At 63.1% G+C, this 22,555-nt stretch carries 19 protein-coding genes; 7 read left to right on the plus strand and 12 right to left on the minus strand.

Annotated features, from left to right (window positions below):
• Nucleotides 1-17 precede the first annotated feature (17 nt).
• The 3 genes from ABH945_RS27330 to ABH945_RS27340 all read right to left on the minus strand — a co-directional run bounded on the left by ABH945_RS27330 (nucleotide 18) and on the right by ABH945_RS27340 (nucleotide 4,178).
• On the minus strand, nucleotides 18-719 hold the full coding sequence (locus ABH945_RS27330) for an ABC transporter ATP-binding protein (RefSeq protein ID WP_074771295.1): 702 nt from the start codon (nucleotides 717-719) through the stop codon (nucleotides 18-20).
• The gene (locus ABH945_RS27335) at nucleotides 716-3,520 is read right to left on the minus strand and encodes an ABC transporter permease subunit (RefSeq protein WP_429252630.1); all 2,805 of its coding nucleotides are present in this window, start codon (nucleotides 3,518-3,520) and stop codon (nucleotides 716-718) included. The genes ABH945_RS27330 and ABH945_RS27335 overlap by 4 nt, the downstream gene beginning before the upstream one ends.
• 286 nt (nucleotides 3,521-3,806) lie before the next feature.
• The gene (locus ABH945_RS27340; RefSeq protein WP_429252631.1) at nucleotides 3,807-4,178 is read right to left on the minus strand and encodes a hypothetical protein; all 372 of its coding nucleotides are present in this window, start codon (nucleotides 4,176-4,178) and stop codon (nucleotides 3,807-3,809) included.
• Nucleotides 4,179-4,208: 30 nt separating this feature from the next.
• Between ABH945_RS27340 and ABH945_RS27345 the strand changes: the two genes are divergently transcribed.
• The 4 genes from ABH945_RS27345 to ABH945_RS27360 all read left to right on the plus strand — a co-directional run bounded on the left by ABH945_RS27345 (nucleotide 4,209) and on the right by ABH945_RS27360 (nucleotide 9,897).
• Complete coding sequence (locus ABH945_RS27345; protein ID WP_429252632.1) at nucleotides 4,209-5,099, plus strand: phosphodiesterase; 891 nt, start codon at nucleotides 4,209-4,211, stop codon at nucleotides 5,097-5,099.
• A 341-nt stretch (nucleotides 5,100-5,440) separates the two neighbouring features.
• The gene (locus tag ABH945_RS27350; protein ID WP_429252633.1) at nucleotides 5,441-6,235 is read left to right on the plus strand and encodes a substrate-binding periplasmic protein; all 795 of its coding nucleotides are present in this window, start codon (nucleotides 5,441-5,443) and stop codon (nucleotides 6,233-6,235) included.
• Nucleotides 6,232-9,351: a bifunctional diguanylate cyclase/phosphodiesterase gene (locus tag ABH945_RS27355; protein WP_429252634.1), complete on the plus strand. Its 3,120-nt coding sequence runs from the start codon at nucleotides 6,232-6,234 to the stop codon at nucleotides 9,349-9,351. Before ABH945_RS27350 ends, ABH945_RS27355 begins: the two co-directional genes overlap by 4 nt.
• A gap of 150 nt (nucleotides 9,352-9,501) precedes the next feature.
• Complete coding sequence (locus ABH945_RS27360) at nucleotides 9,502-9,897, plus strand: tautomerase family protein (RefSeq protein WP_429252635.1); 396 nt, start codon at nucleotides 9,502-9,504, stop codon at nucleotides 9,895-9,897.
• 9 nt (nucleotides 9,898-9,906) lie between these two features.
• Here ABH945_RS27360 and ABH945_RS27365 read toward each other — a convergent pair whose 3' ends face one another.
• Nucleotides 9,907-10,854, minus strand: a complete 948-nt coding sequence (locus tag ABH945_RS27365; protein ID WP_429252636.1) for a GlxA family transcriptional regulator — start codon at nucleotides 10,852-10,854, stop codon at nucleotides 9,907-9,909.
• 179 nt (nucleotides 10,855-11,033) lie between these two features.
• On the opposite strand from ABH945_RS27365, the gene ABH945_RS27370 reads away from it, so the two are divergent.
• Nucleotides 11,034-11,843 carry an SDR family NAD(P)-dependent oxidoreductase gene (locus tag ABH945_RS27370; protein WP_429252637.1) on the plus strand — a complete coding sequence of 270 codons (810 nt, stop codon included), beginning with the start codon at nucleotides 11,034-11,036 and terminating at the stop codon, nucleotides 11,841-11,843.
• 126 nt (nucleotides 11,844-11,969) lie between these two features.
• Here the strand turns inward: ABH945_RS27370 and gph are convergent, their stop codons facing one another.
• The 5 genes from gph to ABH945_RS27395 form a co-directional block, all read right to left on the minus strand.
• Nucleotides 11,970-12,635: a phosphoglycolate phosphatase gene (gph, locus tag ABH945_RS27375; protein ID WP_429252638.1), complete on the minus strand. Its 666-nt coding sequence runs from the start codon at nucleotides 12,633-12,635 to the stop codon at nucleotides 11,970-11,972.
• Nucleotides 12,629-13,447, minus strand: a complete 819-nt coding sequence (locus ABH945_RS27380; protein WP_429252639.1) for an HAD family hydrolase — start codon at nucleotides 13,445-13,447, stop codon at nucleotides 12,629-12,631. The genes gph and ABH945_RS27380 overlap by 7 nt, the downstream gene beginning before the upstream one ends.
• Before the next feature lie 124 nt (nucleotides 13,448-13,571).
• Nucleotides 13,572-13,994, minus strand: a complete 423-nt coding sequence (locus tag ABH945_RS27385) for an ExbD/TolR family protein (RefSeq protein ID WP_429252640.1) — start codon at nucleotides 13,992-13,994, stop codon at nucleotides 13,572-13,574.
• Nucleotides 13,985-14,749, minus strand: a complete 765-nt coding sequence (locus tag ABH945_RS27390; protein ID WP_074771304.1) for a MotA/TolQ/ExbB proton channel family protein — start codon at nucleotides 14,747-14,749, stop codon at nucleotides 13,985-13,987. Before ABH945_RS27390 ends, ABH945_RS27385 begins: the two co-directional genes overlap by 10 nt.
• A gap of 86 nt (nucleotides 14,750-14,835) precedes the next feature.
• Entirely contained in the window at nucleotides 14,836-15,717 is an 882-nt protein-coding gene (locus tag ABH945_RS27395; protein WP_429252641.1) for an energy transducer TonB, read from the minus strand.
• A gap of 163 nt (nucleotides 15,718-15,880) precedes the next feature.
• Here ABH945_RS27395 and ABH945_RS27400 point away from each other — a divergent pair, with 163 nt between their 5' ends.
• Entirely contained in the window at nucleotides 15,881-16,987 is a 1,107-nt protein-coding gene (locus ABH945_RS27400; protein ID WP_074771305.1) for a beta-propeller fold lactonase family protein, read from the plus strand.
• An 85-nt stretch (nucleotides 16,988-17,072) separates the two neighbouring features.
• Here the strand turns inward: ABH945_RS27400 and ABH945_RS27405 are convergent, their stop codons facing one another.
• Entirely contained in the window at nucleotides 17,073-19,445 is a 2,373-nt protein-coding gene (locus tag ABH945_RS27405; RefSeq protein ID WP_429252642.1) for a TonB-dependent receptor, read from the minus strand.
• Nucleotides 19,446-19,679: 234 nt separating this feature from the next.
• On the opposite strand from ABH945_RS27405, the gene ABH945_RS27410 reads away from it, so the two are divergent.
• Nucleotides 19,680-20,678, plus strand: a complete 999-nt coding sequence (locus tag ABH945_RS27410; RefSeq protein WP_429252643.1) for an ATP-binding protein — start codon at nucleotides 19,680-19,682, stop codon at nucleotides 20,676-20,678.
• On the opposite strand, the gene ABH945_RS27415 is transcribed toward ABH945_RS27410, so the two are convergent.
• The gene (locus ABH945_RS27415) at nucleotides 20,648-21,310 is read right to left on the minus strand and encodes a response regulator (RefSeq protein WP_074771308.1); all 663 of its coding nucleotides are present in this window, start codon (nucleotides 21,308-21,310) and stop codon (nucleotides 20,648-20,650) included. The genes ABH945_RS27410 and ABH945_RS27415 overlap by 31 nt on opposite strands.
• 2 nt (nucleotides 21,311-21,312) lie before the next feature.
• Nucleotides 21,313-22,551 carry a pyrroloquinoline quinone biosynthesis protein PqqE gene (gene pqqE / locus ABH945_RS27420; protein WP_429252644.1) on the minus strand — a complete coding sequence of 413 codons (1,239 nt, stop codon included), beginning with the start codon at nucleotides 22,549-22,551 and terminating at the stop codon, nucleotides 21,313-21,315.
• Nucleotides 22,552-22,555 lie beyond the last annotated feature (4 nt).

Genomic DNA, 22,555 nt, shown 5'->3' on the forward strand with positions numbered 1-22,555 from the left:
GCGGCATGGAAGACGGCTCACACATCGAGCGCGTGACCGAGATAGATGGCTTCGACTTCGTGTGCGCGCGCGAGCAGTTCGTCGCGGCGCAGATGCAGTTTCACCTCGCCATCGGCGACGATGGCCGCATGCGTCGCGATCCGCTCGGCGATGTGGATGTGCTGCTCGACCGCGAGCACCGCAATCCCTTCGTTGCGCGACTGGCTGACGACGGCATCGACCACGCGCCGCGCCATCGCCGGGCTCAGGCCGAACGTGAGTTCGTCGAGCAGCACGACGCGCGGCCTGCGCAGCAGTGCACGCGCGACCGCGACCATCTGCTGTTCGCCGCCGCTCAGCTGACCGGCGGCAACGCCAAGACGCGGCTCCAGTTCGGGAAAGATGTCGAGCAGAGCGGCAGGCGCCAGATCGCACAGGCGCAGGTTGTCGGCGACGCTCAGCGAGCCGAACAGACTGCGCCCCTTGATGACGAGACCCGTTCCGGCACGCGCGCGCTGATGCGCGGGGCCCGTGAGCGGCCGCCCGTCGAGCAGGATCTCGCCTTCGACATCGGCGATGAATCCGGCAATGGCCAGCAGCGTCGTCGATTTGCCCGCGCCGTTGCGGCCGAGCAGCGCGACGATCTCGCCGGCTTCGACGCTGAGTGAAATGTCGTTGAGAATCCGGCGGTGGCCGTAGCCGGCGCGCAGCCGGCGAAGTTCGAGTACGGGTTGTGTCATGCGACGGCCCTCGCCAGAAGCTGGCTCGACGATGCGTCGTCGGCCTCGAGTGGTTCGCCGAGATAAGCGCGTCGTACGGCGGGCAGACGCAGCACCTCGGATGGCGTGCCGCGAGCGATCACGCGTCCAGCCTCCATGACGATGGCTGCGTCGCAGGTTGCAAGGACCACGTCGATGTTGTGCTCGATCAGCAGAATGGCGATGCCGAGTTCGCGCGCCGCGTGGCGGATCACGTCGATCGCGTGTTGCCGCGCCTCCGGGCTCAGCGCCGCGGCGGGCTCGTCGAGACATAGCACGCGCGGACTCGCGGCCAGCGCGCGCGCCAGCGTGACGCGCGCCTGCCAGCCCAGCGACAGCGTGTCGACGGTTGCATCGAGGTGATGGGTGATGCCGGCTGAGGCGGCGGCTATATCTACTGAAGGCAGCGGCTTGCGCGGCGCGAGACCGAACGGAGCGAGAAGCCACGCGAGCCGATCCTTGCGCTCGGCGGCGGCCTGCAGATTTTCCCGCACGGAGAGGTCGTCGAACAGCAAATGGTCCTGGAAGGTACGCGTCAAACCGCGTGCGACGCGGCGCTCCGGCATGAAGGTGCTGACGTCCTCTCCGCCGATCAGGACGCGCCCCGCACGCGCCGGAACAAGGCCGGTGATCGCGTCGATCAGACTGCTTTTGCCCGCACCGTTCGCCCCCAGCACGCCGAGCACTTCGCCCGGCGCTACGCTGAAACTCACGCCGTCGACGACGACCGCCGAACCATACGCAACACGCAACCCGTCGACCTGCAGCGCGGCGCCCGCGCCCGCGCCTGCACCTGCGCCGCGCAGTGTGGACGGCGACGGCGCGCGGCCTGGCTCGACCGGTGCGGATTCGCGAACCGTTCCGGCAGCGCGCTGCGGCCACTGGATCAGGCGGTTGCCGATTCGTCGCAGGCCGGGAGGCAACCGTGCGCAGCCGCGCTGGATCTGGGCGACGACGCCGTCGGGCTCGGTGATCAGCACGAACACGAGGTTCAGCGACAGCACGAGGGCAACCCAGTCGTTGACCGGACCGCTGAACGACAGGATCTGCGGCAGCACGCCGCCAGGCGCGAAGATCGCTGCGAGCACGCCGCCCATGATGAATCCCGCGCCCGACAGCACGGCCATGCTGAGCACGGCGAGGCTGTCCGTGTATGCAAAGCCATCGCCGAAACGCTGACCACCGACCGTGCCGCTTTGCAGCGCAAGCAGTGCACCTGCCAGGCCCGCGAGTATCGTCGAGAACACGAACGCAGCAATCTTGGCCTGCGGCACCGATACGCCTGATGCCGCGGCGGCGCGCTCGTTCGACCGCATGGCGAGGATGCGGCGTCCTGCCCGGCTGCGGCGCAGGTTCGCTACAGCGAGGGCTGAGAGAAGGGTCACGCTCCATGCAAGCAATGCAAAGCGCTGAGGGTGCAACGCGTTGTCGAACGACACGCCGAACAGGTCGACGTGACTCGTGGTCCAGCCTTGCACGCCGTTCAGAAAGCGGTCGGTAGTGAAGCCCCATGTTTCGATGATCGCCGCGACCGCCAGCGTCGCAATGGTCAGCCCGATCCCGCGCAGCCGCGCACTGGGCACACCGATGATCGCGCCGGCGACACCCGCCGCGAGCGCCGAGCCCAACAGCGTGACGAGCAACGACGCACCGTTCTGGTTGATCCATCCGGCGAGCAGCATGGTCGCGCCGCTCAGGCCCAGTGGCAGCAGACTGACCTGGCCCGCGTAGCCGGTCGAGACCACCATCGACAATCCGACCAGTGCAAAGATGCCGGTCAGCGCGATCGTGTCCGACCAGTAATCCGGCAAGGCGAAGGTTGCTACGACGACCGTGGCGACGCCCGCTGCGAGACCAAACCAGCTGAGCCGGCCGGAGCCGACCCGGAACAGGCGCGGCGCGTCGATCGTGCCACGGCCAGGCAGATTGCGGCCGCTGACGATCAGCGCGATTAGCGTGACGATGTAGGGGATCGACTTTCCAAGACCCGGCTCGATGGAGAGCCCGATCGCCAGCGATTCGAGAATGCCCGCGACGAGCGCCACGACGAGCGCCACGACGAGCGCGACCCAGAAGCGCCGGAAGCCTGCGATCAGCGCGGCGCCGAGCGACGGAATCACGAGGCTGCTGAGCGCGTTCGGACTCAGCGCCGTGACGGGCGACAGCAGTATCCCGGCCAGCGCGGCGAGCAGTCCGCTGATGCCCCACGCGGCCGCGCCCCACGGATGCGGCGAAAATCCCAGCGCTTGCGCACCGAGCGGGCTGTCCTGCAAGGCGGTCGTCGCGTGACCGAAGCGTGTGCGCTCGAACAGCAGCGTCAGCAGGATGGTCAGTGCCATTGCGACTACAACGAGCACGGTCGACAGGTACTGGATGCGCGCGCCGAACAGCGTCGCGCCGCCGGATACCAGAAAGCTGGGCACACGCTCCTGCTGGTTGGTCCAGACGATCCGGACGGCGGCCTGCAGCGCTAGCAGAAGACCTAACGTGACCAGCGTCTTCATCGTCGTCGATGCACCGACTAGCCGCCTGCCGACGAATGCATAGAACGCGATGCTGATTGCGATGCCGGACAGCAGCCCGATTGCAAGCGCGATCCACAGCGGCACGCCCGCGTGCGCATAGAGCTTCCAGAACACGTAGGTGGCGGCCATGCCGATGCCGCCCTGCGCGAAGTTGACGACGCCCGTTCCGCGATAGACGGCGACGAGTCCCAGCGCGACCAGTGCATACGCTCCGCCTGTGCTCAGGCCGAGTAGCGCATATTCGAAAATCGACTGCATGTCAGGTCCTGTCGATCGGCGAACGCCTGCGCGCCGTCGTCATGATGATCACGAAAGAGGTGGGCACAGCGGTTTCTCCAGTGCTTTGTCGGAGGTGTCTGCGATTGCGCGGGTAACGATGTTTCTGCGTTATCCCGTGTGGCGCAATAGCGATTGAAAAGTCGATTATGTTCGGTGAATGCTTAATAGCTAAATGACTAATTGTTTGAAGCTAGTGGCCATTTCTCGCTTCCCATTGCGAAGAATCGGGGGTATTCGCGTGAGCGGTGGAGGGCGATCCGTTGGATCATTTCGCTTTGCTTATTGATGTTTTCGATATTGAAGTTTGTTTGAGTAGGCGTAGATCGGTTGCGCGAATTTGCTTCGCATTGCTTTTCTTTCGGGTTTGCCGATTGATCGGGAATCTATTGCCAGTAATCGCTATCCTTTGAAGCGGATCAGGGCGACTGGATGCAGCACGACGTGCTTGATCCTCGTATTCGATGATCAACGGACTACTGTCGTCGGTCACATAGATGAGCAGTGGTGCGCAGACAGATACATCGACGCTTTGAATGATGTGCAACCGCGTGCAACGATTGACGATATGGCTCGGTGCGGTGCGTAAAGTCGCGTCAAACTTGCGCGGCCGATACGGGTTCGACATGCCGGGGTTCATCCGGGGAAGGGCTCCGACTTCGGCGCGGTCGTGCACCCTCCACAAAAGTTTTTTGGTCGTTTAGCCTCCTCGCACCAAAGAATTGTCCCGAATAGTCCACGACCGGCGTGCAGGGTGCCCATGACAGTGATTGCGCAGCTTTCAGATATTCATGTTCGGCCGCGAGGGTTGCTCTATCAAGGTCTCGTCGACTCCAACGCGATGTTCGCGCGCGCCATCGGAACGCTCAACCGGTTGAAGCCCGTTCCGAATCTCGTCCTGATTACAGGTGATCTGACAGACGAGGGATCACCCGCAGAATATGAGGCGCTGCGTGAATTGCTCGCGCCGTTAATACATCCGTTTGCTGTAATGCCCGGTAATCACGATGACCGGGACCATTTGCGCGCCGCCTTTGCCGATCAGTTGTGGCTACCCGCTGAAGGCGAGCTTAACTTTGGCATCGATGTCGGCGCGGTGCGGATTCTCGCGCTCGACACGAGTGTCCCGGGACTCCACCACGGTGAACTTAGCCTCGCTTCGCTAAGCTGGCTTGAGCGGGAGCTTGCTGCAAACGTGCATAGGCCGGTCGTCGTTGCAATGCATCATCCGCCGTTCGTTACCGGCATACCGTATCTCGACGTGTACGGCCTGCGAGACGCTGACGCTTTCGTCGAACTCGTCTCCCGATACGACAACGTCGACCGTATCGTCGCAGGCCACGTTCACCGCTCGATGCAAACGCGCATCGGACCTGTGCCGGTATTGACCTGTCCCAGCACGACTACGCAGATCGCGTTGCGCGTCGAAGCGGATGCCGAGCCGGCTTCTTATCTTGAGCCGCCTGCTTTTATGTTGCATCGCTGGGGAGAACTGCGTGGTCCAGCGGTTTCTCACCTGTGTTATATCGGGCAGTTCGAAGGGCCGCTGCCTTTTGCCTAGCCAGATTTTCCGCCACCCGATCTCGCGGGTTCGACCAGTCTCAGCCGGTCGTCACAGTCGCGTGAATTGTCAAATTCTTCCGATGGCGCCAGCCGTTGGGAGACAACTTCCTGCGTCCTGGCCGATACCTAAAGAATTACAGCAGGATGCCGTTAGATCGAGCAGGAAGATTTCGGATCAACTATTATGTTGACCCGGCGAGACAGATGCATTTCGGCCAGCTTCCCCAAAAACGGTATCTGACTACCCGCAGTTAGCGTGGCAACACGTCTGCGGCGCGCGTCAGGTTACCGCCGATCAGAGGGATCGCTACTCAGTAAGTTTCACAGGATGGAATTACCGTGATTCGACATGTCCTTGCTGGGATGTTGCTGGTGATGAGCAGTCTGGGCACTGCCGTAGCGGCCAGCCCTGTTTGCTCACGCCCGTTCACGCTCGCGTTGCACGATCACGGGCTGCTGTATTCGGTTGATACGGATACCGGCATCGACAAGGATTTCGCCGACGAGTTGAGCCGGCGCAGCGGCTGCCAGATCAGAGTCAGTCTCATGTCGCGGGCCAGAATCTGGAAGCTGATTGAGTCCGGCGCACTCGACTTCAGTCTGTCGGGTATTTCCAATGACGAGCGCAACCAGTACGCGGACTTCGCCTGGTATTTCAGCAACAAATACTATTTGCTCGTCCGTAAAGATGCAGGCATCCGGCGCCTTGCCGATTTCGAGCACAACGACCAGTTTCGACTCGGCGTAATTCGCAGCTTCCGCTATAGCGAATCGGCAAACCGCCTCGTCGACTCGCTGTCGAATGAAAACCGGGTGAGCCAGGCGGGCGGTCTGGATCCGTTGTATCAGGCACTGATCCTCCGGCAGATACAGGGCATGATTATCGAGCCCTTCGACTACCCTGCGATCGACGACAAAAAGATCCGAGATGTGACCACCATCGTGGAGTTCGACGACCCCGCCGTGCCGCACGGCCTCATCATGTCGAAGAAAGCACTGTCGCCGGACGAGCGCGAGAAATGGCGAGCTCTGGTGAATCAAATGCGCGCGGACGGGACTGTCCTGCGAATTTTCGAGAAGTATTTCAAACCCGACCTCGCCACCTCGATGGTCAACTTCCAGGCACGCCAGTGAACTGGGCGCGCCTGGTGCTGTTGCCGCTCGTGGTCCTGTCCGCTGCGCTCAGCGTGACCTGGATGCTATGGGACCATGAACGGCAAGCCTCCCGCCACGAACTCCAGAACCAGTTCAATTTCTCGCTCGGCGACGCCGTCAGCCGGATCGAACAGCGTATGGGCACGTATGAACTTCTGCTGCGTGGCGTGCAGAGTTTCGTCGTCGCTGGCGGTGACGTAGACCGCGAGCGCTTTCGAGCCTATGTGGACACCCTCAATGTCGATGCGAACTTCTCCGGCATCCAGGCGATCGGGATCGTCGCGTGGGTGCCGGCGGCCCAGAAGACGGCCCACGTCGCCGCGATGCATCGTCAGGGACTGCTCGACTACGCGATCCAGTCGCAAGGCTCGCACGACAACTACGCACCGATCATCCAGCGTGAGCCATTTGTCGGCATCAATCGCGCTCCGCCGGGGTTCGACGCGTGGTCCGATCCGGTGCGGCGGCGTGCGCTGGAGCAGGCACGCGACTCCGGGATGGCAACCGTTTCAGGAAAGGTTCATCTATCGGTCGATGCCGGAACCAATGCGCACCCCGGCTTCATCATGTACCTGCCGCTCTACGCGCCGGGCCAGCCGCAGAATAGCGTCGAGCAGCGTCGCGCCCACCTGATCGGCTGGGTGTATGCGTCGTTCCGCATGCGCGACGTCATTGCGAGTCTGTATGGAGAGCAGCCGCCCGGACTCAGCATCGCTGTTTATGACGGCGTCACGCCTTCGGCCGCCGCACTGTTTCATCGAACGCCGGATGCCGCTGGCCTTCATCGCCCGTCGGACATATCGGCCAGCGAATACCTTGTCGTCGGCGGGCACAACTGGACGCTCTCGATGAGCGCGCAGGATGACTTTTACGCCCGCTTCGGCCGTAACGCGATGCTTCCGATCGCCGTTACCGGCACCGGCTTGAGTCTGCTCCTCGCGCTGCTCACCTGGCTGATGATGACCAGTCGCGGACGAACGTTACGGCTTGCGTCGGCGATGACGAAAGAGCTACGGGAGAACGAGGAGAAATTCCGCGCGATCGCCGACTGCACGGTCAACTGGGAAATCTGGTGGGGACGGGACGGCAAGCCGCGTTGGATCAATCCGGCGGTCAAGGACTACATCGGCTATACCGTCGACGAATGCATGAGCATGCGCGATTTCGCCGGAGCCGTGATCTACCCGGAGGATATTCCGCGCGTGGCGCCGGAATTCAGAAAGGCGCTGAAAGGCGGTCGTGGCGACGACCTGGAATTTCGCTGCATCCGCAAGGACGGCTCGCTGATGTGGCTGTCTGCGTCGTGGGTTCCCATTAGCGACTCCACGGGCGGTTTCATCGGTTTTCGCACGAGCGGGCGGGACATTACCGAACGCAAGCAGGCGGAGGCCGAACTTCGAATCGCCGCCGTTGCGTTCGATTCGATGGAGCCGATGATGATCACCGACGCCAGCGCCACGATTCTTCGCGTGAACTCGGCGTTCACCGAATGCACGGGCTACGCACCCGAGGAGATCGTCGGCCAGACACCTCGGGCGCTTCGATCCAACCGTCATGCAGCCGCATTCTTCGAGGAGATGTGGGACACGATTCGTCGTGTCGGCGGCTGGCAAGGGGAGATCTGGGGGCGCCGCAAAAATGGCGACGAATACCCGAAGTGGCTCACGATCTCTGCCGTGGTGAGCGATGACGGCGTCGTTAGCCACTATGTCGGCACACATCATGACATTACTCAACGCAAGATCGCGGAAGAGCGCATCAGGGAGTTAGCGTTTTTCGATGCCCTCACCCGATTGCCTAACCGGACACTCCTGCTGGACCGCCTGAAGCAGGCGATTGCCGGCAGCGCCCAGACTGGAGAATGCGGCGCGCTGCTGTTCATCGATCTGGATCGCTTCAAGACGTTGAACGACACGCTGGGCCACGACAAAGGCGACCTGCTGCTGAAGCACGTCGCACAACGTCTGGCCGCAAGTGTGCGAGATAGCGACACCGTCGCCAGAGTAGGAGGCGACGAGTTCGTGGTGGTGCTGAGGAATTTGCACCGAAACCGGCGGGAAGCGGCCGCCCAGACTGAAGCCCTGTGCGAAAAACTTCTCGCCACGCTCGGCACGCCATACCAGCTTGGCGACGTTCAATACCGCAGCGGCGCAAGTATTGGCGCGACCGTGTTCAACGGACATCGGACCTTGATCGATGAACTCCTGAAACAGGCCGATCTGGCGATGTACAAATCGAAGGAGCGAGGACGCAACGCGATGTGCTTCTTCGACCCGGAGATGCAAACCATCGTGGTAGAGCGGGCTTTGCTTGAAGCGGGATTGCGCGATGCGGTCGAAGGCAACCAGTTGCTGCTCCAGTATCAGGCGCAGGTGAACCACAACGACATAACCGGTGTGGAGGCACTCGTCAGCTGGCAGCATCCCCGGCGCGGGCTGATCTCGCCCAGTGACTTCATTCCCCTTGCCGAAGAGACGGGGCTGATTTTCGCGTTGGGAAACTGGGTTCTGGAAACGGCGTGCGCGCAGCTGGCGCAATGGGCAACGCGCGCTGACATGGAACACCTCACGATTGCGGTCAACGTCAGCGCCCAGCAGTTCCGCGAATCCGATTTCGTGGAAAAGGTGTTGACCATCATCGATCGAACCGGCGCGAGGCCTGACAGGTTGCAACTGGAGCTGACGGAAAGCGTGTTGGTGGACAACGTGCAGGACATCATCCGCAAGATGGAGGCTCTGAAAGAGAAGGGCATTGTGTTCGCGCTGGACGATTTCGGTATCGGATATTCGTCGCTTTCGTATCTGAAGCGCCTGCCGCTAGACCAGCTTAAGATCGACCGCTCGTTCGTACGCGATATTCTGGTTGATCCCAACGACGCGGTGATCGCCAGCGCTATCGTGGCGCTCGCGCGCAGTCTCGGTCTGGGGGTCATCGCGGAAGGGGTCGAGACGGAGGCGCAGCGTGACTTTCTCGCAGCGGCGGGTTGCCACGCCTATCAAGGTTACTTTTTCTCGCGCCCGCTCTCCATCGAGGACTTCGAAGCGATGTTCAGACAAACTCAATGTCCGTCGGTGGATAGCAGAATAAGCGCATGATGGCCGCCCCGAACGGTCCCGCCGCGTCTCGACAAGGCGATCGTCAGCGGGCTAACGCGAACGCTCGCGTGTCCGGAAACCTTGCGCATCCGACATTGGCGAGGCGCCGCGTCCGGTGAAAAAATGGGGCTTTCAAGGAGTGCGACGACCATGCCCTATCTGCAACTGGACGTAAACGACCACTATTCCGTGGAAGACAAGCGGCGCCTTGCGCTGAAGATGAGCGAAACCTACGCGCGGATGATGTCGGTCGACATCAGGCGTATCAGCGTCGCGATTCGGGAACTGGGGGAAGGCGGGGTCTGGCGGATTCCCGACGCCGGTGAGGAGCCCACCCCGGTCGCGGTCATGATGCTGGACATCAGAAAGGGCCGGGCGCCCGAACTGCGCATGGACGTCGCCAAAGCGTTGTGCGCGCACTGCATCGATATTCTTGGGCTGCGTGAAGACCGGCTCAACGTCGAATTTACCCAGCATTCCGGCGATGAGATGTATCACCCGGCGCTAGGCGGCTACAGCCCGGAATGGACGCCGGGCGAGCAGTAAGGACTGCGCTTACGACGCAAGGGGCGTGATACCGGACGCCCGCTGGATGGTTTGCGGCGGCTGACCGAATGCACGCAGGAACGCTTGACGCATCCGCTCGCGGTCGCCAAAGCCTGTCTCTCGCGCGACGATCTCGATCGGGTGACGCGTCGTCTCCATCATCAGACGCGCGGCTTCAACGCGAAGCCGCTCGACCGCCTTCGCGGGCGATTGCCCCGTTTCCTCACGAAATACGCGGCTGAACTGACGCGGACTGAGCCGAGCCGCTTCCGCCAGCCGCTCGACCGACAAATCGCTCGCCAGGTTTTCGCTCGCGTAGGTGAGTGCCATCTGAACGCGGTCCGAGCGGGCGCCCATCTCCAGCAGCGCCGAAAACTGCGACTGACCGCCTCCGCGACGCTGATACAGCACGAGCTTGCGCGCCACCATGCGCGACGTGTCCAGCCCAAAGTCGTTTTCGACGATCGCAAGCGCAAGATCGACGCCGGCGCTCATGCCCGCGGACGTCCAGATCTGCCCGTCCACGACGAAGATGCGGTCTTCTTCGACTTGTACGTCTGGATACTGCTTCTGGAAATCACGCGCATGGAACCAGTGTGTCGTGGCGCGTTTTCCTTCCAGCAAACCGGCCGCCGCGAGAACAAAAGCGCCGGTACAGATCGACGCAATTCGCCGTGAATGGTGCGGCGCTTCCCGAAGGTAATCCACCAGCGCAGTCGAAGGAAGGCGGCATTCGTTGTCGCCCGCGACGATGAGAGTGTCATAGCCCTCATCGGCAAGTGGTTCGCTATGAACCGAAAACCCTTGCGACGATGCGACCGGCCCACCGCGCTCGGACACGATGCTGAATTCGTAAGCCGCTTCGCCGCGCAGAAGATTGGCGTACTCGAAGACGCTCGCCACGGCGAGCGCGAGCGACTGGAAGTTGGGATAGACGACGAGTCCGACGGTATGCATGGATGCCTCGCGAATCATGGCTTGATTCGTTGAAGGTAGCACATAACAGACATCGACGTGGGCGAAAGAATGGCAGAAATCATTGCATATATGACATTGAGGTCGGACGCGATGGAGGTCAAAATTCGCTTCATGAACTGACGCCCTGTTGGTTCAGCCACCTACCCAAAGGACTCAAAATGACTTCCTCCACGCAAGGTTTCGCATTGATCACCGGCGCTTCGGCTGGCATTGGCGCCATCTACGCTGACCGTCTCGCGAGGCGGGGCTTCGACCTCATTCTCGTGGCACGTAACCAGTCCCGACTGAGCGCGCACGCAGAGCGCCTCGCGAAAGAGACCGGCCGCACGATCGAGACGATTGCCGCCGATCTCAACGACAAGGCGGCGCTCGCGAAAGTCGAGAGCGTGCTTCGCGAAGACCCGCGCATCACGATGCTGGTGAACAACGCAGGCGTCGGCTCGGTTGCGTCGGTTCTCGACGGCCAGGTCGACACGATGGAATCGATGATCACCCTGAACATCACGGCACTGACGCGTCTCACCTATGCGGCGGCGCCTGCGTTCGTCGCCAGAGGCTCGGGCACCATTATCAACATCAGTTCGGTGGTCGGCATTGCGGTCGAATTGCTGAATGGTGTGTACAGCGCGTCGAAATCGTACGTGCTGAGCTTCGGCCATGCGCTTCAGCGCGACCTCGCAGGCAAGGGCGTGCGTGTGCAGACCGTACTGCCCGCAGCGACAGCAACCGAGTTCTGGGACGTCGCCGGCTATGCGAAGCAGAAGGAAGCCGCGAGCACGATGACTGCCGACGATCTGGTCGATGCCGCGCTCGCAGGCCTCGATCAGGGCGAACTCGTGACTATCCCGACGCTGCACGACGGCGACGCCTGGACGAAATGGGAAACCGAGCGTCGTGCGCTGGCTCCCCGGTTCGCGAATGCCGAGGCCGCGCCGCGTTATACGTCGACTGCCGCGACCGCTCAGTAAGACCACCAACCTATTGCGAAACCAGCTATTTTTAACCTCCGTGACTGACGGTTGGCACGGCTCGTCAGCGAGAACGTGCCAACTTACTCGAGGCATCAAGCCGTCGTCTTGAACCGCAGTGCCCAGTCATGCGAGCAACGCTGGCAGTCTTTCGAACGTCTGGATCAACGCGTCCGCGCATAACGCCTGTGCGCCGCCCGCGCCCGCATAACCATATGCGACGACGCACACCGGCATGCCAGCGGCACGCGCAGCAGCAACATCGACAGGCGAATCGCCGATCAGCGTGCAATGGGCCACATCGATATTCAGCAGCCGGCACGCGTGCCACAAAGGTTCGGGCGACGGCTTCATGCTCGCGAGCGTATCGCCAGCGACGAGAACATCCAGGTAGTCGGCAAGACCTTTGCGCGTCAAAAGCGCGGCAGCGAGTGCCTGCGGTTTATTGGTCACGCAAGCGCTCCGGTAGCCGAGCCGCCGGAGTTGTTGCAAGCCGTTCATGACTCCGGGAAATACCTCGCCGAATTGCCCATTCGTGTTTGCGTAGTGCCGTTCGAACACCGGCAGCGCTACGCCAATTTCGCAGCGTCCGTTCAAGCCCGACGCCGACAGCGTACGACGTACCAGGTTCGTCACGCCGTTGCCGATGAAGCCGGTCACCCTATCGAGTGGCAGCGGCGCGGCGTCGAGTTCTTCGAGCATGCGATTGACGGCTGCGGCAATGTCCGGCGCGGTGTCGACCATCGTGCCGTCCAGATCGATCAGCAGCCCGCGACGACGCCCGCTCACCATGACGGACGCGCCGGGCTGCGCACCGGATTGCCCACGCTGAACGGCTGAGATCCTCCCGGCGTCGCAGCGTCGCGATGCCAACGGCGCAGTGTCGCCAGATCGAGCCAGCTTAACGCTTCGCCCCGCACGGTTCGATCGATCGGTGCGTGCGGATCGCCCAGGTGCGGCAGCACGGCTAGCGCGCCGTCGAACGGATCGGCAGCGGTATAGCGGGTCGGCGTGACGACAGTCGGAATGCCAGCCGCGCGCGCCGCGAGCAGGCCGTTGGCCGAATCTTCGAAGGCGACACAGGCTGAGGCCGGCAATTCGAGCTGGTCAAGCACATGGAAATAGACGTCGGGCGCAGGCTTTTTGGTGGCTGTGGTGCCTCCGTCGCTGATAGCTGCGAAGCGTGTGCGCCAGGCCGCGCCGAAATGGCTTTGCAGCAGCGCGTCGAGATTGGCCGGCGTCGTAGTGGTCGCGATGGCCACCCGCACGCCGTGCGCTCGCGCCTCGTCGATCAGACGCGCGATGCCCGGACGCAACGGCAAGCCGCCGTCGCGCACACGCCCGGCGTAATGCGCGGTCTTCAGCGCGTGAAGCGCCATGACGCATTCGCGTGCATTCGGTCCTTCGGCTTCTTCTCGCTCGATGGTGTGCCAGTAATGCAGCAGGCGCTCCTTGCCGCCGGCCACTTTCAGCAGACGCGCGTAAAGCGGCTCGTCCCAGAACCAGTCAAGCCGCGCCTCTGAAAAAGCCGCATTGAACGCGTCCCGATGAGCAGTTTCGGTATCGGCAAGCGTGCCGTCGACGTCGAAGATCAGAGCCTGCATGATCCACTCCTCGTGATGATTGCCGTTCTGACACGCATCACGATAGCGGAGCCTCTCGCGAGTTTAAATTCAGAGATTCTTTCGCGGTCGATAAGCACGGGTTTAAGTTGAACGCGGCGCCACGCTAGTGCCGCGGTTTCGGCATCGTGACGAAGGCCATCTTCGTCAATCCGCCCGCTTGCACGGCCGACATGACTTCGGCGACACGCTCGTAGGGCACCGTGCGATCGGCGCGCAGATGCAGTTCCGGTTGCGGCGTCGCACGCGCCGCTTCTGCGATGCGTGCGCGCAAACCGTCGTCAGTCACGCGCTGGCCATCCCACAGTACTGCGCCATGCACATCGACCGCGAGATCCACGTGCGCCGCCCGGCCCCCTTCCGGCTGACTGCCCGCACGCGGCAGGTCGATCCTGACCGCATGCTGCAATGCCGGAATCGTGACGAGAAAAATGATCAGCAGCACCAGCATGACGTCCACGAGCGGCGTCATGTTGATTTCGCTCATCAGGCCAGCGTCGTCATCGTCGGAGAAAGGCGCTATTGCCATCTGAGATCTCCGTCGCGATTCGTGCCGGTTCCGGGCTGCACGGCGTGCATGCGCGTGCCCGTCGTGCTCGAACGCAGTTGCGAACCGGTCACGAAATACGCGTGCAGTCCGTGTGCGAAACGCTTCAACCGCGTGACGATGGCGCGATTCGCGCGGTTCAGTCCGTTGTAGCCGAGCACGGCCGGAATCGCGACGAACAGGCCGAACGCGGTCATGATCAGCGATTCGCCGACCGGTCCCGCGACGTGTTCGATCGACGTTTGCCCGGTTTCGCCGATCACGATCAGCGCGTGATAAATGCCCCACACGGTCCCGAACAAGCCGACGAAAGGCGCCGTGCTGCCGATCGACGCGAGAACCGCCAGACCGCTTTGCAGCCGCGCGACGGTGTCGTCCAGCGTGTCCTGCAAACGCCGGGTGATCCAGTCGGACACGTCAATGCGATCCTGCAGATGCGGCTGCGCCTGGCGGTGATGCGTCGCCGCTTCGTGGCCCGCCAGCGCGAGCGACAGCAGCGGGTTGTCGTTCGCGTCCGGCTCTTGATTGCCGAGGCTATTCAGGCCGTCTTCGAAACGCTCGGCGTTCCAGAAGCGCGCGTCGTTTCGCATCGTCGCGCGCCGCAGTCGCAGCACCTGCCACAGCTTGACGATGATCACTGTCCACGACAGCACCGACATGATCATCAGCACGGCCAGAATGCAGCGCGTGACGACGTCGCCGGTTTGCCAGACATTTGCCAGTCCGTAATGTTGCATGGCTGTTTTCCTCTGTGCGGTGATCGGTTGTGCAGTCGTGTTCCGGTGTTGCATGCCGCTCCCGGACGCTCGTGTTCAATCGTCATTCAGTCGGTCAGTCCGAACACGAATGCCTGTGAATACGCGGCGCGAACCGGCACGCCGTTTTCGCTGTACGGCTCGCAGACGCCTTCATGAACGGCAGCGAGCGCGGCGTCGTCGAGTCGCGGATAGCCGCTGCTCTTCTGCAATTGCATGGTCTCGATCCGGCCATTGGTTCCCACGACGAAGCGCACGATCGCGGTGCCGTTCTCGCGGCGCCGTTTCGACGGGTCGGGATAATCGGGCGCGGGAATTCGGCAATCGATATGCGCGACGTTTCTCGGCGCCGACGATGTCGCGACGGCCCGTTCGGCGGCAGGCGAGGGCGGCGCTGCGGCGGCCGCGGAAGGACTTGCGGAAGCGACGGTGGTCGGCGCAGACGCCGCCGCTGACGTATCGGTGGCGGCGGCCGTGGTGGAAGGCGGATGGTCCGTCGGCGCGGAGCGCCCCGCGGCCGCAGCGATCGCTGTACTGCGAGATGCATGCGCGCGGGGAAGTGCCGGCATCTGCGTTGGCATGTGCGCGGGCATTTTCGGCACTGCGCGTGCAGGCACTGGAATCTGCGCCGCAGGCCTCGTCGCCGGCGCAACCGCCGCAACCGGCGCCGTCGATTCCGGTTCGGGACTCAGCAACATCGCGGTAATCGTCACCGGTTCGACCGGCCGTTCGATGACGTTGTCGTGCATCGACGTCGCCAGAAGCAGCAACAGCAGATGCGCGCCGATCACTGCGCCCAGCACGATCACGCCGCGGCGGTAACGCGGCGCGGGCATCGGATGTCTTGCGGGGTTCGCCATGACAGCTTGCAGCATCGTTCGCAACCAGTTGAAGATCCGTCGCACGGTTCGCGAAAACAGTTCGCGGCGGCGCGCCATCTCCGGGTTCATTGTCCTCCCGCGTCAGCGCTTTTAGAACCGGCGTCCGCCGCCGCGCGTCAATTCGGGAAATTCTCCCGCCCGTTGCGCGTTGTCAAACAAACGCCCGGTGGGATACCTTGAATGGATGACGCGAGCGATTCGCGGCGCAGCGATCTCACCACGGAGCAACATGATGCTGGAGACACGGATTTTCCCCCGACCATCCCGCCGTTCCATGGCGCTGGCCCTCGCGTGCATGCTCTCTGCGAGCGCTGCCGTGACCGCCCTCGCGGCCACGCCGCTCGCGTATGTGACGAGCGAAAAGGCCGGCGTCGGCGTGATCGACCTCGACCAGATGGCGCTTGCCAAAACAATCGCGGTGGGCGCAGACGGTCCACGCGGACTGAGCCTGAATGCGGACGGTTCGCGTCTGTTGCTCGCCAACAAGAACACGGGCGATCTGTCGGTGATCGACACGGCGACCGGTCAGGTCGTGAAGCGCGTGAAGATCGGCAAGAACCCGGAGTACGTGCGCGTTCACAACGGCTACGTCTACGTGACGTACGAACCGGGCGAGGAGGGCGGTCCACCCACAGCGAAGGCGGGCGCGAAAACGGACGGTAGGCCCGGCGGCAAGCCCGGCGCGGATGACGACGACAACAAGCTGCCCGCCGAGATCGCAATCGTCGATATGAAGACGTGGCGCGTGGTGCGCTCAGTGACGAGCGGGCACGAAACAGAAGGCATCGAATTTTCGCGCGATGGCCAGACGATGCTCGTCACCAACGAAGGCGACGATACGGTATCGGTCTACCACGCGCGCACGGGCGCACCGGTGAAAACGGTGAAGCTCGCGGCAGGCGGGCGTCCGCGCGGCATCCGGTTGTCGCCGGACGGCAAGTACTACGTCGTCACGCTCGAATCGCTCAGCAAGTTTGTCGTGATCGACGCGCACACGTTCGACGTGGTCAAGACCGTCGATACCAAACTGGGCCCTTACGGTGTCGCGTTCGGACCGAACGGCCAACGCCTTTTCGTGGCCGCGTCGCGTGACAAGGCGGTGCAGGTTTTCGACGGCCACAGCTTCGACCATCTCGCCGACGTGCCGGTCGGCCAGCGTTGCTGGCATTTCAGTTTCACGCCCGACGGCTCGAAACTGCTGGTCGCATGCGGGCGCTCCGATGCGGTCTACGTGCTCGACGCCAAAACCTATCAGCCGATCAAACAGATCGGCGACTTGCCGCTTGCGTGGGGCATCGTCACGTATCCGCACAGCGACGGCTCGATCGAGTCGCATTGAAGCCGGCAGCGGTCGCCTCGCGAGCGGCGATGGCGGCACGCGGGCCGACCGCGTGACCGGCCCCGCCGCCCGCTTGCCCCGCCGCCTATTTCCACGCGTAGCGCAGTCCCATCCAGAAGCCGCGCGGCGCACCCGGGCCGACGAACTGCTCGTTAACGGGATTCGTGCCGTCGAACGTATGGTTCGGCCCGGTGAAGTAGTTCGTCCCGAGCGCGCCAAAACTCGCGTAGCGTTTGTCGAGCAGGTTCGTCACCGACGCGAAGACCTGCAACTGCTTCGTCACCTGGTAGGTGGTGTCCATATCGATCAGCAGGTAGCCGGAGATCTTGCCGTTCACGTCCTCGTTGTTTTCGTCGCCTTGCGCGTAGACGCTGCCGCGCCACGTGAGGTTGGTGCCGAGGTTCCACTTCGACGTCGCGGCGTAGTCGAGACGCAGCTTCACGGTGGTCGCGGGAATGCCCGGAATGTGATCGCCGGACTTGACGGTAATGTTGCCGTTGGCGTCGGCGCTGGAATTGCTCGGACTGCTTTCGGTCCACGTGGAGCGGTAGGTCGCGTCGACGTAGCTATAGCTTGCCGTCACGCCGACTGGGCCGAGCTTGCTGTGGCCCGACAGCTCGAGCCCCTGGCGTAGCGTACGGCCGACATTCTGGAAGAAGCCTTGCGAACTGCCCGCGCCGTTGCTGCTGATGAACTCGATGTCGTTGTCGAGCGTCGTGTGATAGGCGGCCGCGCTCCATGTCGTCGACGCACCGATCTTGCCGCGCGCGCCGACTTCAAAGGTCTTCGAGATCACCGGTTCGAGCGACGGATCGGAGATGAAATCGTTGGGCAGCGAGCACGGCGCGGCCGGGTCGGCGCAGGCCAGCTCGATTGCAGTCGGCGAGCGCATGCCTTCGTTGTAGCTCGCGTACGCGGTCAGCGCCGGCGTCGGATTCCAGTTGATGCCGATGGCCGGGTTAAAGCGCGAGAACGTGTGGTGACCGTCCAATTCCGGCTGTAGACCGCTCTCGTCGCCGATCGTCGCATCTGCCCAGTTGTAGCGGCCCGCCACCGTGACCGACCAGTGCGGCGTCAGCGACAGCGTGTCCGACAGATAAAGCCCGTAGTTCGTGTTGTGCGTCTTCGCGTAAGTTTGCTGCTCGAAGTCGCCGATGCCGATCGTCGCGCGCGAATCGGTGAAGGCGGCATCTTGCGACGATTGCTGAAAGCGCGAATTGGCGGCGTCGACCGCCATGCCCGCGATGAACTGGTTCTGCATGCTGCCGAGTTTGCCGAGCAGCGTGAGTTGCAGGCTCGCGCCATAGCTGTCGGTCGACACGACGGACTTCTCGTTGGTCGCCTGCAACGTGTTGACGTTGCCGTCGTCGTCGATTGTGCCGTAATCGTCGTTCACGTTGCTGCTGATGTTGGTATTACGGAAATGCCGGTAGTAAGCGTTGCCGCTCAGCTCGACATGGTCATTGAAATAGTGGTCGCCCGACAGCGTCAGGTAGCCGACGGTGTTTTCGTTCTGGTCCGGGAACGTGTACGGCTGTTTGAAATTGTTGAGGAACGAACGCGGGATGGTCTGCGTGCCGTGCAGATCATTGTCCGCGCCGCCGGCCGACAGCGACAGCGTCGTATCCGCATCGGTATAGCGCAACTTGCCGAACGCCTGACGGATGCGGCTTTCGTTCTGCTCGGCCCAGCCATTGTCATTCGCGGCATTGGCGGTGAAGTAGTAATCGAGGTTCTGGTTGATCGTGCCGCCCTGTTCGATCTGCGCGCTCTTGCGTCCCCACGAACCAAGCGCGACCTCGGCCTCGCCGACCGGATTGTCCTTGCCGTTCTTCGTCGTGATCGACAACGCACCGCCCAGCGTGTTGAAGCCGTAAGTCGGATTCGAGCCTGGAATCAGCTGCATCGTGTCGATCGCCTGCTGCGGCAGCAGGTCCCAGTTCACGACGTCGCCGAAGGGCTCGTTCACGCGCACGCCGTCGACGAACACCGACAGCCCTTGCGGCGTGCCGAGCAGCGGCGACGCAGTGAAGCCGCGATACGTTAGGTTCATCTGATACGGATTGCCTTGCGCGTCGGCGACGTCGACACTCGGCAGATTGCGCGACATGTACTCGGTGAGCGTGCTGCGCCGTTGCTGAAGCAGATCTTCCGAGTTGACCGTCTGCACATTCGCCGGCACCTGTGTGAGCGGCGTGCCGATGCCGAGCAGCGGCGTCGTGCCGACCACGACGATCGGTGCAAGCGTCGTCACGGCGGCTCTGGTGGCACTGCCGCTTCCGGTTGCTGCGTCGGGCGCCGCTGTGGCCGCCGGCCCCGCCGACGACGCCGCAACCGGCGCATCAGTCTGCGCCCATGCAAGTGTGGACAGGCTCGCGAGCGCGCCGCCGAAACAGAGTGTGATGCCGGCGCGGCGTTGAATACGACGTCTGTGGCGAGCCTGTGATCGCATGTTCATCGTGTGTCTCCTGTCGCGTCGGGGCGCGTCGTGCGCCTGTCGCGCTGATCGCGCGTTCTGTCGGTATGCGTTAAAAGCTTCGCATAAGCAGTGCGCTGCACGCGCGGGAGCTTTTCCCGATCTGTCAGGGAGCGTCTCCCAAATCTTCCGCAAAAGTCCGCCGTGTGTGATCGCGCTGAGTAGAATGCAAACGTCACGTCAAGCGATCCGCTCATCCTCATGCGCAATCCGACCATGGCTTCGTCGATCTGGCGCGACCTCACGTGCGTCGTCGCGGTAACCGCGCTCGCGGCGGTCTGCGGCGCCGCGTTCGATCTCAGCGAACGCGCGTATCGCTTCACGCGCGGCATGGAGCGCTTTCAGCTCGACGAATTGCCGGGCACGCTGTTCGTACTGTCTATCGGACTCGCCTGGTTTGCGTGGCGCCGCTATCGCGAAGCGAGTCGCGAGGTGATCCGTCGCCGCGCGCTGGAGCAGGAGGCCGAACGGCTGCTCGCCGATAACCGGCGGCTCGCGAGCCAGGCGTTGCAAGCTCAGGAGATCGAACGCCGTCATCTCGCACGCGAGCTGCACGACGAACTCGGCCAGTATCTGAATGCGATCTCGCTCGACGCCGCGCGCATTCGCGATCTGTCGGATACATCGGGCGGCGTCGAACAACGCACGTCGGCGCACGAGCCTGAGATTCATCGCATCGCGCTCGGTCTGATCCAGAGCGCGAGCCACGTCTATCGGCAGATCGGCAACATGACCCGACGTCTGCGGCCGATCGGTCTCGACGAATTCGGTTTGCCGAGCGCGCTCGAACATTGCGTCGACGGCTGGCGCGAGCGCCTGCCCGACGCGTCGTTTTCGCTGGCGATCGAAGGGGATTACAGCGGCCTGAGCGATGCGCTGACCATCACGCTCTACCGGCTCGTGCAGGAGGGCTTGACGAACGTGTCGAAGTTCGCGAGCAGCTCACGTGTGGAAGTGTTCATGGTGCGCGCACCGCGCGAGTCGCACGATGGCGATGCGGCCGGCACGGCGCAGGACGAAATCGTCGTGACGATGGCCGACGACGGTCCCGGCACCGATCTGACCCAGCCGCGCGCAGGGCTCGGGCTGATCGGCATGCGTGAGCGCGTCGAGGCGCTCGGCGGCGAATTTCATATGGCAAGCGAGCCGCAACGCGGTTTTCTGTTCTGCGCGCGCGTGCCCGCTCACGCGGGACTGGCCGAACCGGTGAATTGAAGTCCGAGGCGGCTTGCCATCTGCGCGAGTTGCACACCATTGTCCGCGCCGAATTTCTGCCGGATCACCGACTGATGGTTGGCCACCGTCTTCTGGCTCAAACCCAGTTTTTCGGCGATGCTTGGCAGCGTGTAGCCCTGCACGAGCAGCCGCAGCACTTCGAATTCACGCGCCGACAATTGACGTCCCGGCGGCCCTTCGCTGAAGGCCGTGCGCATCGCTAGCGCCTGCGAGATGTCGGGGCTCAGATAGCCGGCACGCCGCGCGATCGAGCGTACGGCTTCGACGAGCACATCCGGCGCGCTCGCCTTCGTCACATAACCGAGTGCGCCAGCATCGAGGGCGCGGCGCACGAAGATCGATTCTTCGTGCACGCTGAAAATCAGCACGCGCGCGTCCGGTTCGCGTGCGAGCATGCGTCGCATCGCTTCAATCCCGCTCGCGCCCGGCAGCGACACGTCCATCACGACCACGTCGGGACGTAGCGCACAAAAGCGCTGATACGCCTGCGCGGCGTCGGCAGCTTCACCGCACACCCGCACGTCGGCATTCAGTTCGAGCAGACGCCGGTAGCCCTCGCGCACGACCGCGTGATCGTCGACGAGCAGCACGGAGATGGTTCCCGCAGTCATGATCAGCCTCCGTTGTCTCCGTGGATGTGACGCTCGCGGGCAGCCGATGCGAGCTTGCGCGAATTGGCGTCGTCGCGAAACAGGATCGGCTGCTCGCGCGGGGACGCCGTGGGTTCGGACATCGCGGACGCCGCCGCCCGTTGCACGACCCTGACCACGGTCTCGTGAAACGGCGACTTGTCGCACACGGGGTCGGCATTGGCCGCATCGCCGGTCAGCATGTACGCCTGGCAGCGGCAACCTCCCAGATCGCGATCTTTCTCGTCGCAACTGCAGCACGGCTCCTTGAGCCAGTGCAGCCCGCGAAAGCGGTTGAATGCGTCGCTGTCGTACCAGATCTCGCGCAACGGCGTGTCCTTTACGTTCGGCAGCGTCAACCCCGGGAGCCCGCGCGCCGCGTGACAGGGCAGTGCTGCGCCGTCGGGTGCGACGCCCAGAAACACCGCGCCCCAGCCATTCATGCAGCGCTTCGGGCGCGTCTCGAAGTAGTCGGGCACGACGAAGAAAATCTTGCATCGCTCACCCAGCGTGCGCCGGTAGCGTTCGACGACCGCTTCGGCTTCTTCGAGCTGCTCGCGCGTGGGCAGCAGTTGCGCTTCGTTCAGATGCGCCCAGCCGTAGTACTGCGTGTTCGCGAGTTCGAGGTATTCGGCGCCCATCGCGAGCGCCATCTCGATGATCTTGTCGACGTGCGGCAGGTTGTAGCGATGCAGTACGCAGTTGAGCACCATCGGAAAGCCGTGCCGTTTGATCGACGCGGCGACGCGCTGCTTCAGGTCGAACGTGCGCGTGCTGCTCAGGAAGTCGTTCAGTTGCCGCGTCGAATCCTGGAATGACAACTGGATATGGTCGAGTCCGGCCGCCTTCAGATCGTCGAGACGTTTGTCGGTCAGGCCGACGCCCGACGTGATCAGATTCGTGTAGAAGCCGAGCTTGTGCGCTTCGTCGACCAGCACCTCGACATCATCGCGCACGAGCGGCTCACCCCCTGAGAAGCCGAGTTGCACCGCACCGAGCGCGCGCGCGTCGCGCAGCACGTCGATCCATTGCGCGGTGCTCAGTTCGCGATGGTGATCGGTGTAGTCGAGCGGGTTGTAGCAGAACGCGCAGTGAAGCGGACAGCGGTAAGTCAGCTCCGCTAGCAGCCACAACGGCGGCGGCACGGCTGCGGGGTCGTCCGGATTCACACCGACGACAGGCCGCGCGGCGGGTTCGTGAACCGGATGCGCCAGATCGGTCATTGTG

The organism is Paraburkholderia sp. GAS333 (assembly GCF_050435665.1).
Classification (GTDB): domain Bacteria; phylum Pseudomonadota; class Gammaproteobacteria; order Burkholderiales; family Burkholderiaceae; genus Paraburkholderia; species Paraburkholderia fungorum_A.

Coding starts and splice junctions, on each gene's coding strand:
- ABH945_RS27330 (WP_074771295.1), bottom strand. CDS start 719: ATGACACAACCCGTACTCGAACTTCGCCGGCTGCGCGCCGGCTACGGC.
- ABH945_RS27335 (WP_429252630.1), bottom strand. CDS start 3,520: ATGCAGTCGATTTTCGAATATGCGCTACTCGGCCTGAGCACAGGCGGA.
- ABH945_RS27340 (WP_429252631.1), bottom strand. CDS start 4,178: ATGAACCCCGGCATGTCGAACCCGTATCGGCCGCGCAAGTTTGACGCG.
- ABH945_RS27360 (WP_429252635.1), top strand. CDS start 9,502: ATGCCCTATCTGCAACTGGACGTAAACGACCACTATTCCGTGGAAGAC.
- ABH945_RS27365 (WP_429252636.1), bottom strand. CDS start 10,854: ATGCATACCGTCGGACTCGTCGTCTATCCCAACTTCCAGTCGCTCGCG.
- ABH945_RS27370 (WP_429252637.1), top strand. CDS start 11,034: ATGACTTCCTCCACGCAAGGTTTCGCATTGATCACCGGCGCTTCGGCT.
- gph (WP_429252638.1), bottom strand. CDS start 12,635: ATGGTGAGCGGGCGTCGTCGCGGGCTGCTGATCGATCTGGACGGCACG.
- ABH945_RS27380 (WP_429252639.1), bottom strand. CDS start 13,447: ATGCAGGCTCTGATCTTCGACGTCGACGGCACGCTTGCCGATACCGAA.
- ABH945_RS27385 (WP_429252640.1), bottom strand. CDS start 13,994: ATGGCAATAGCGCCTTTCTCCGACGATGACGACGCTGGCCTGATGAGC.
- ABH945_RS27390 (WP_074771304.1), bottom strand. CDS start 14,749: ATGCAACATTACGGACTGGCAAATGTCTGGCAAACCGGCGACGTCGTC.
- ABH945_RS27395 (WP_429252641.1), bottom strand. CDS start 15,717: ATGAACCCGGAGATGGCGCGCCGCCGCGAACTGTTTTCGCGAACCGTG.
- ABH945_RS27400 (WP_074771305.1), top strand. CDS start 15,881: ATGCTGGAGACACGGATTTTCCCCCGACCATCCCGCCGTTCCATGGCG.
- ABH945_RS27405 (WP_429252642.1), bottom strand. CDS start 19,445: ATGAACATGCGATCACAGGCTCGCCACAGACGTCGTATTCAACGCCGC.
- ABH945_RS27410 (WP_429252643.1), top strand. CDS start 19,680: ATGGCTTCGTCGATCTGGCGCGACCTCACGTGCGTCGTCGCGGTAACC.
- ABH945_RS27415 (WP_074771308.1), bottom strand. CDS start 21,310: ATGACTGCGGGAACCATCTCCGTGCTGCTCGTCGACGATCACGCGGTC.
- pqqE (WP_429252644.1), bottom strand. CDS start 22,551: ATGACCGATCTGGCGCATCCGGTTCACGAACCCGCCGCGCGGCCTGTC.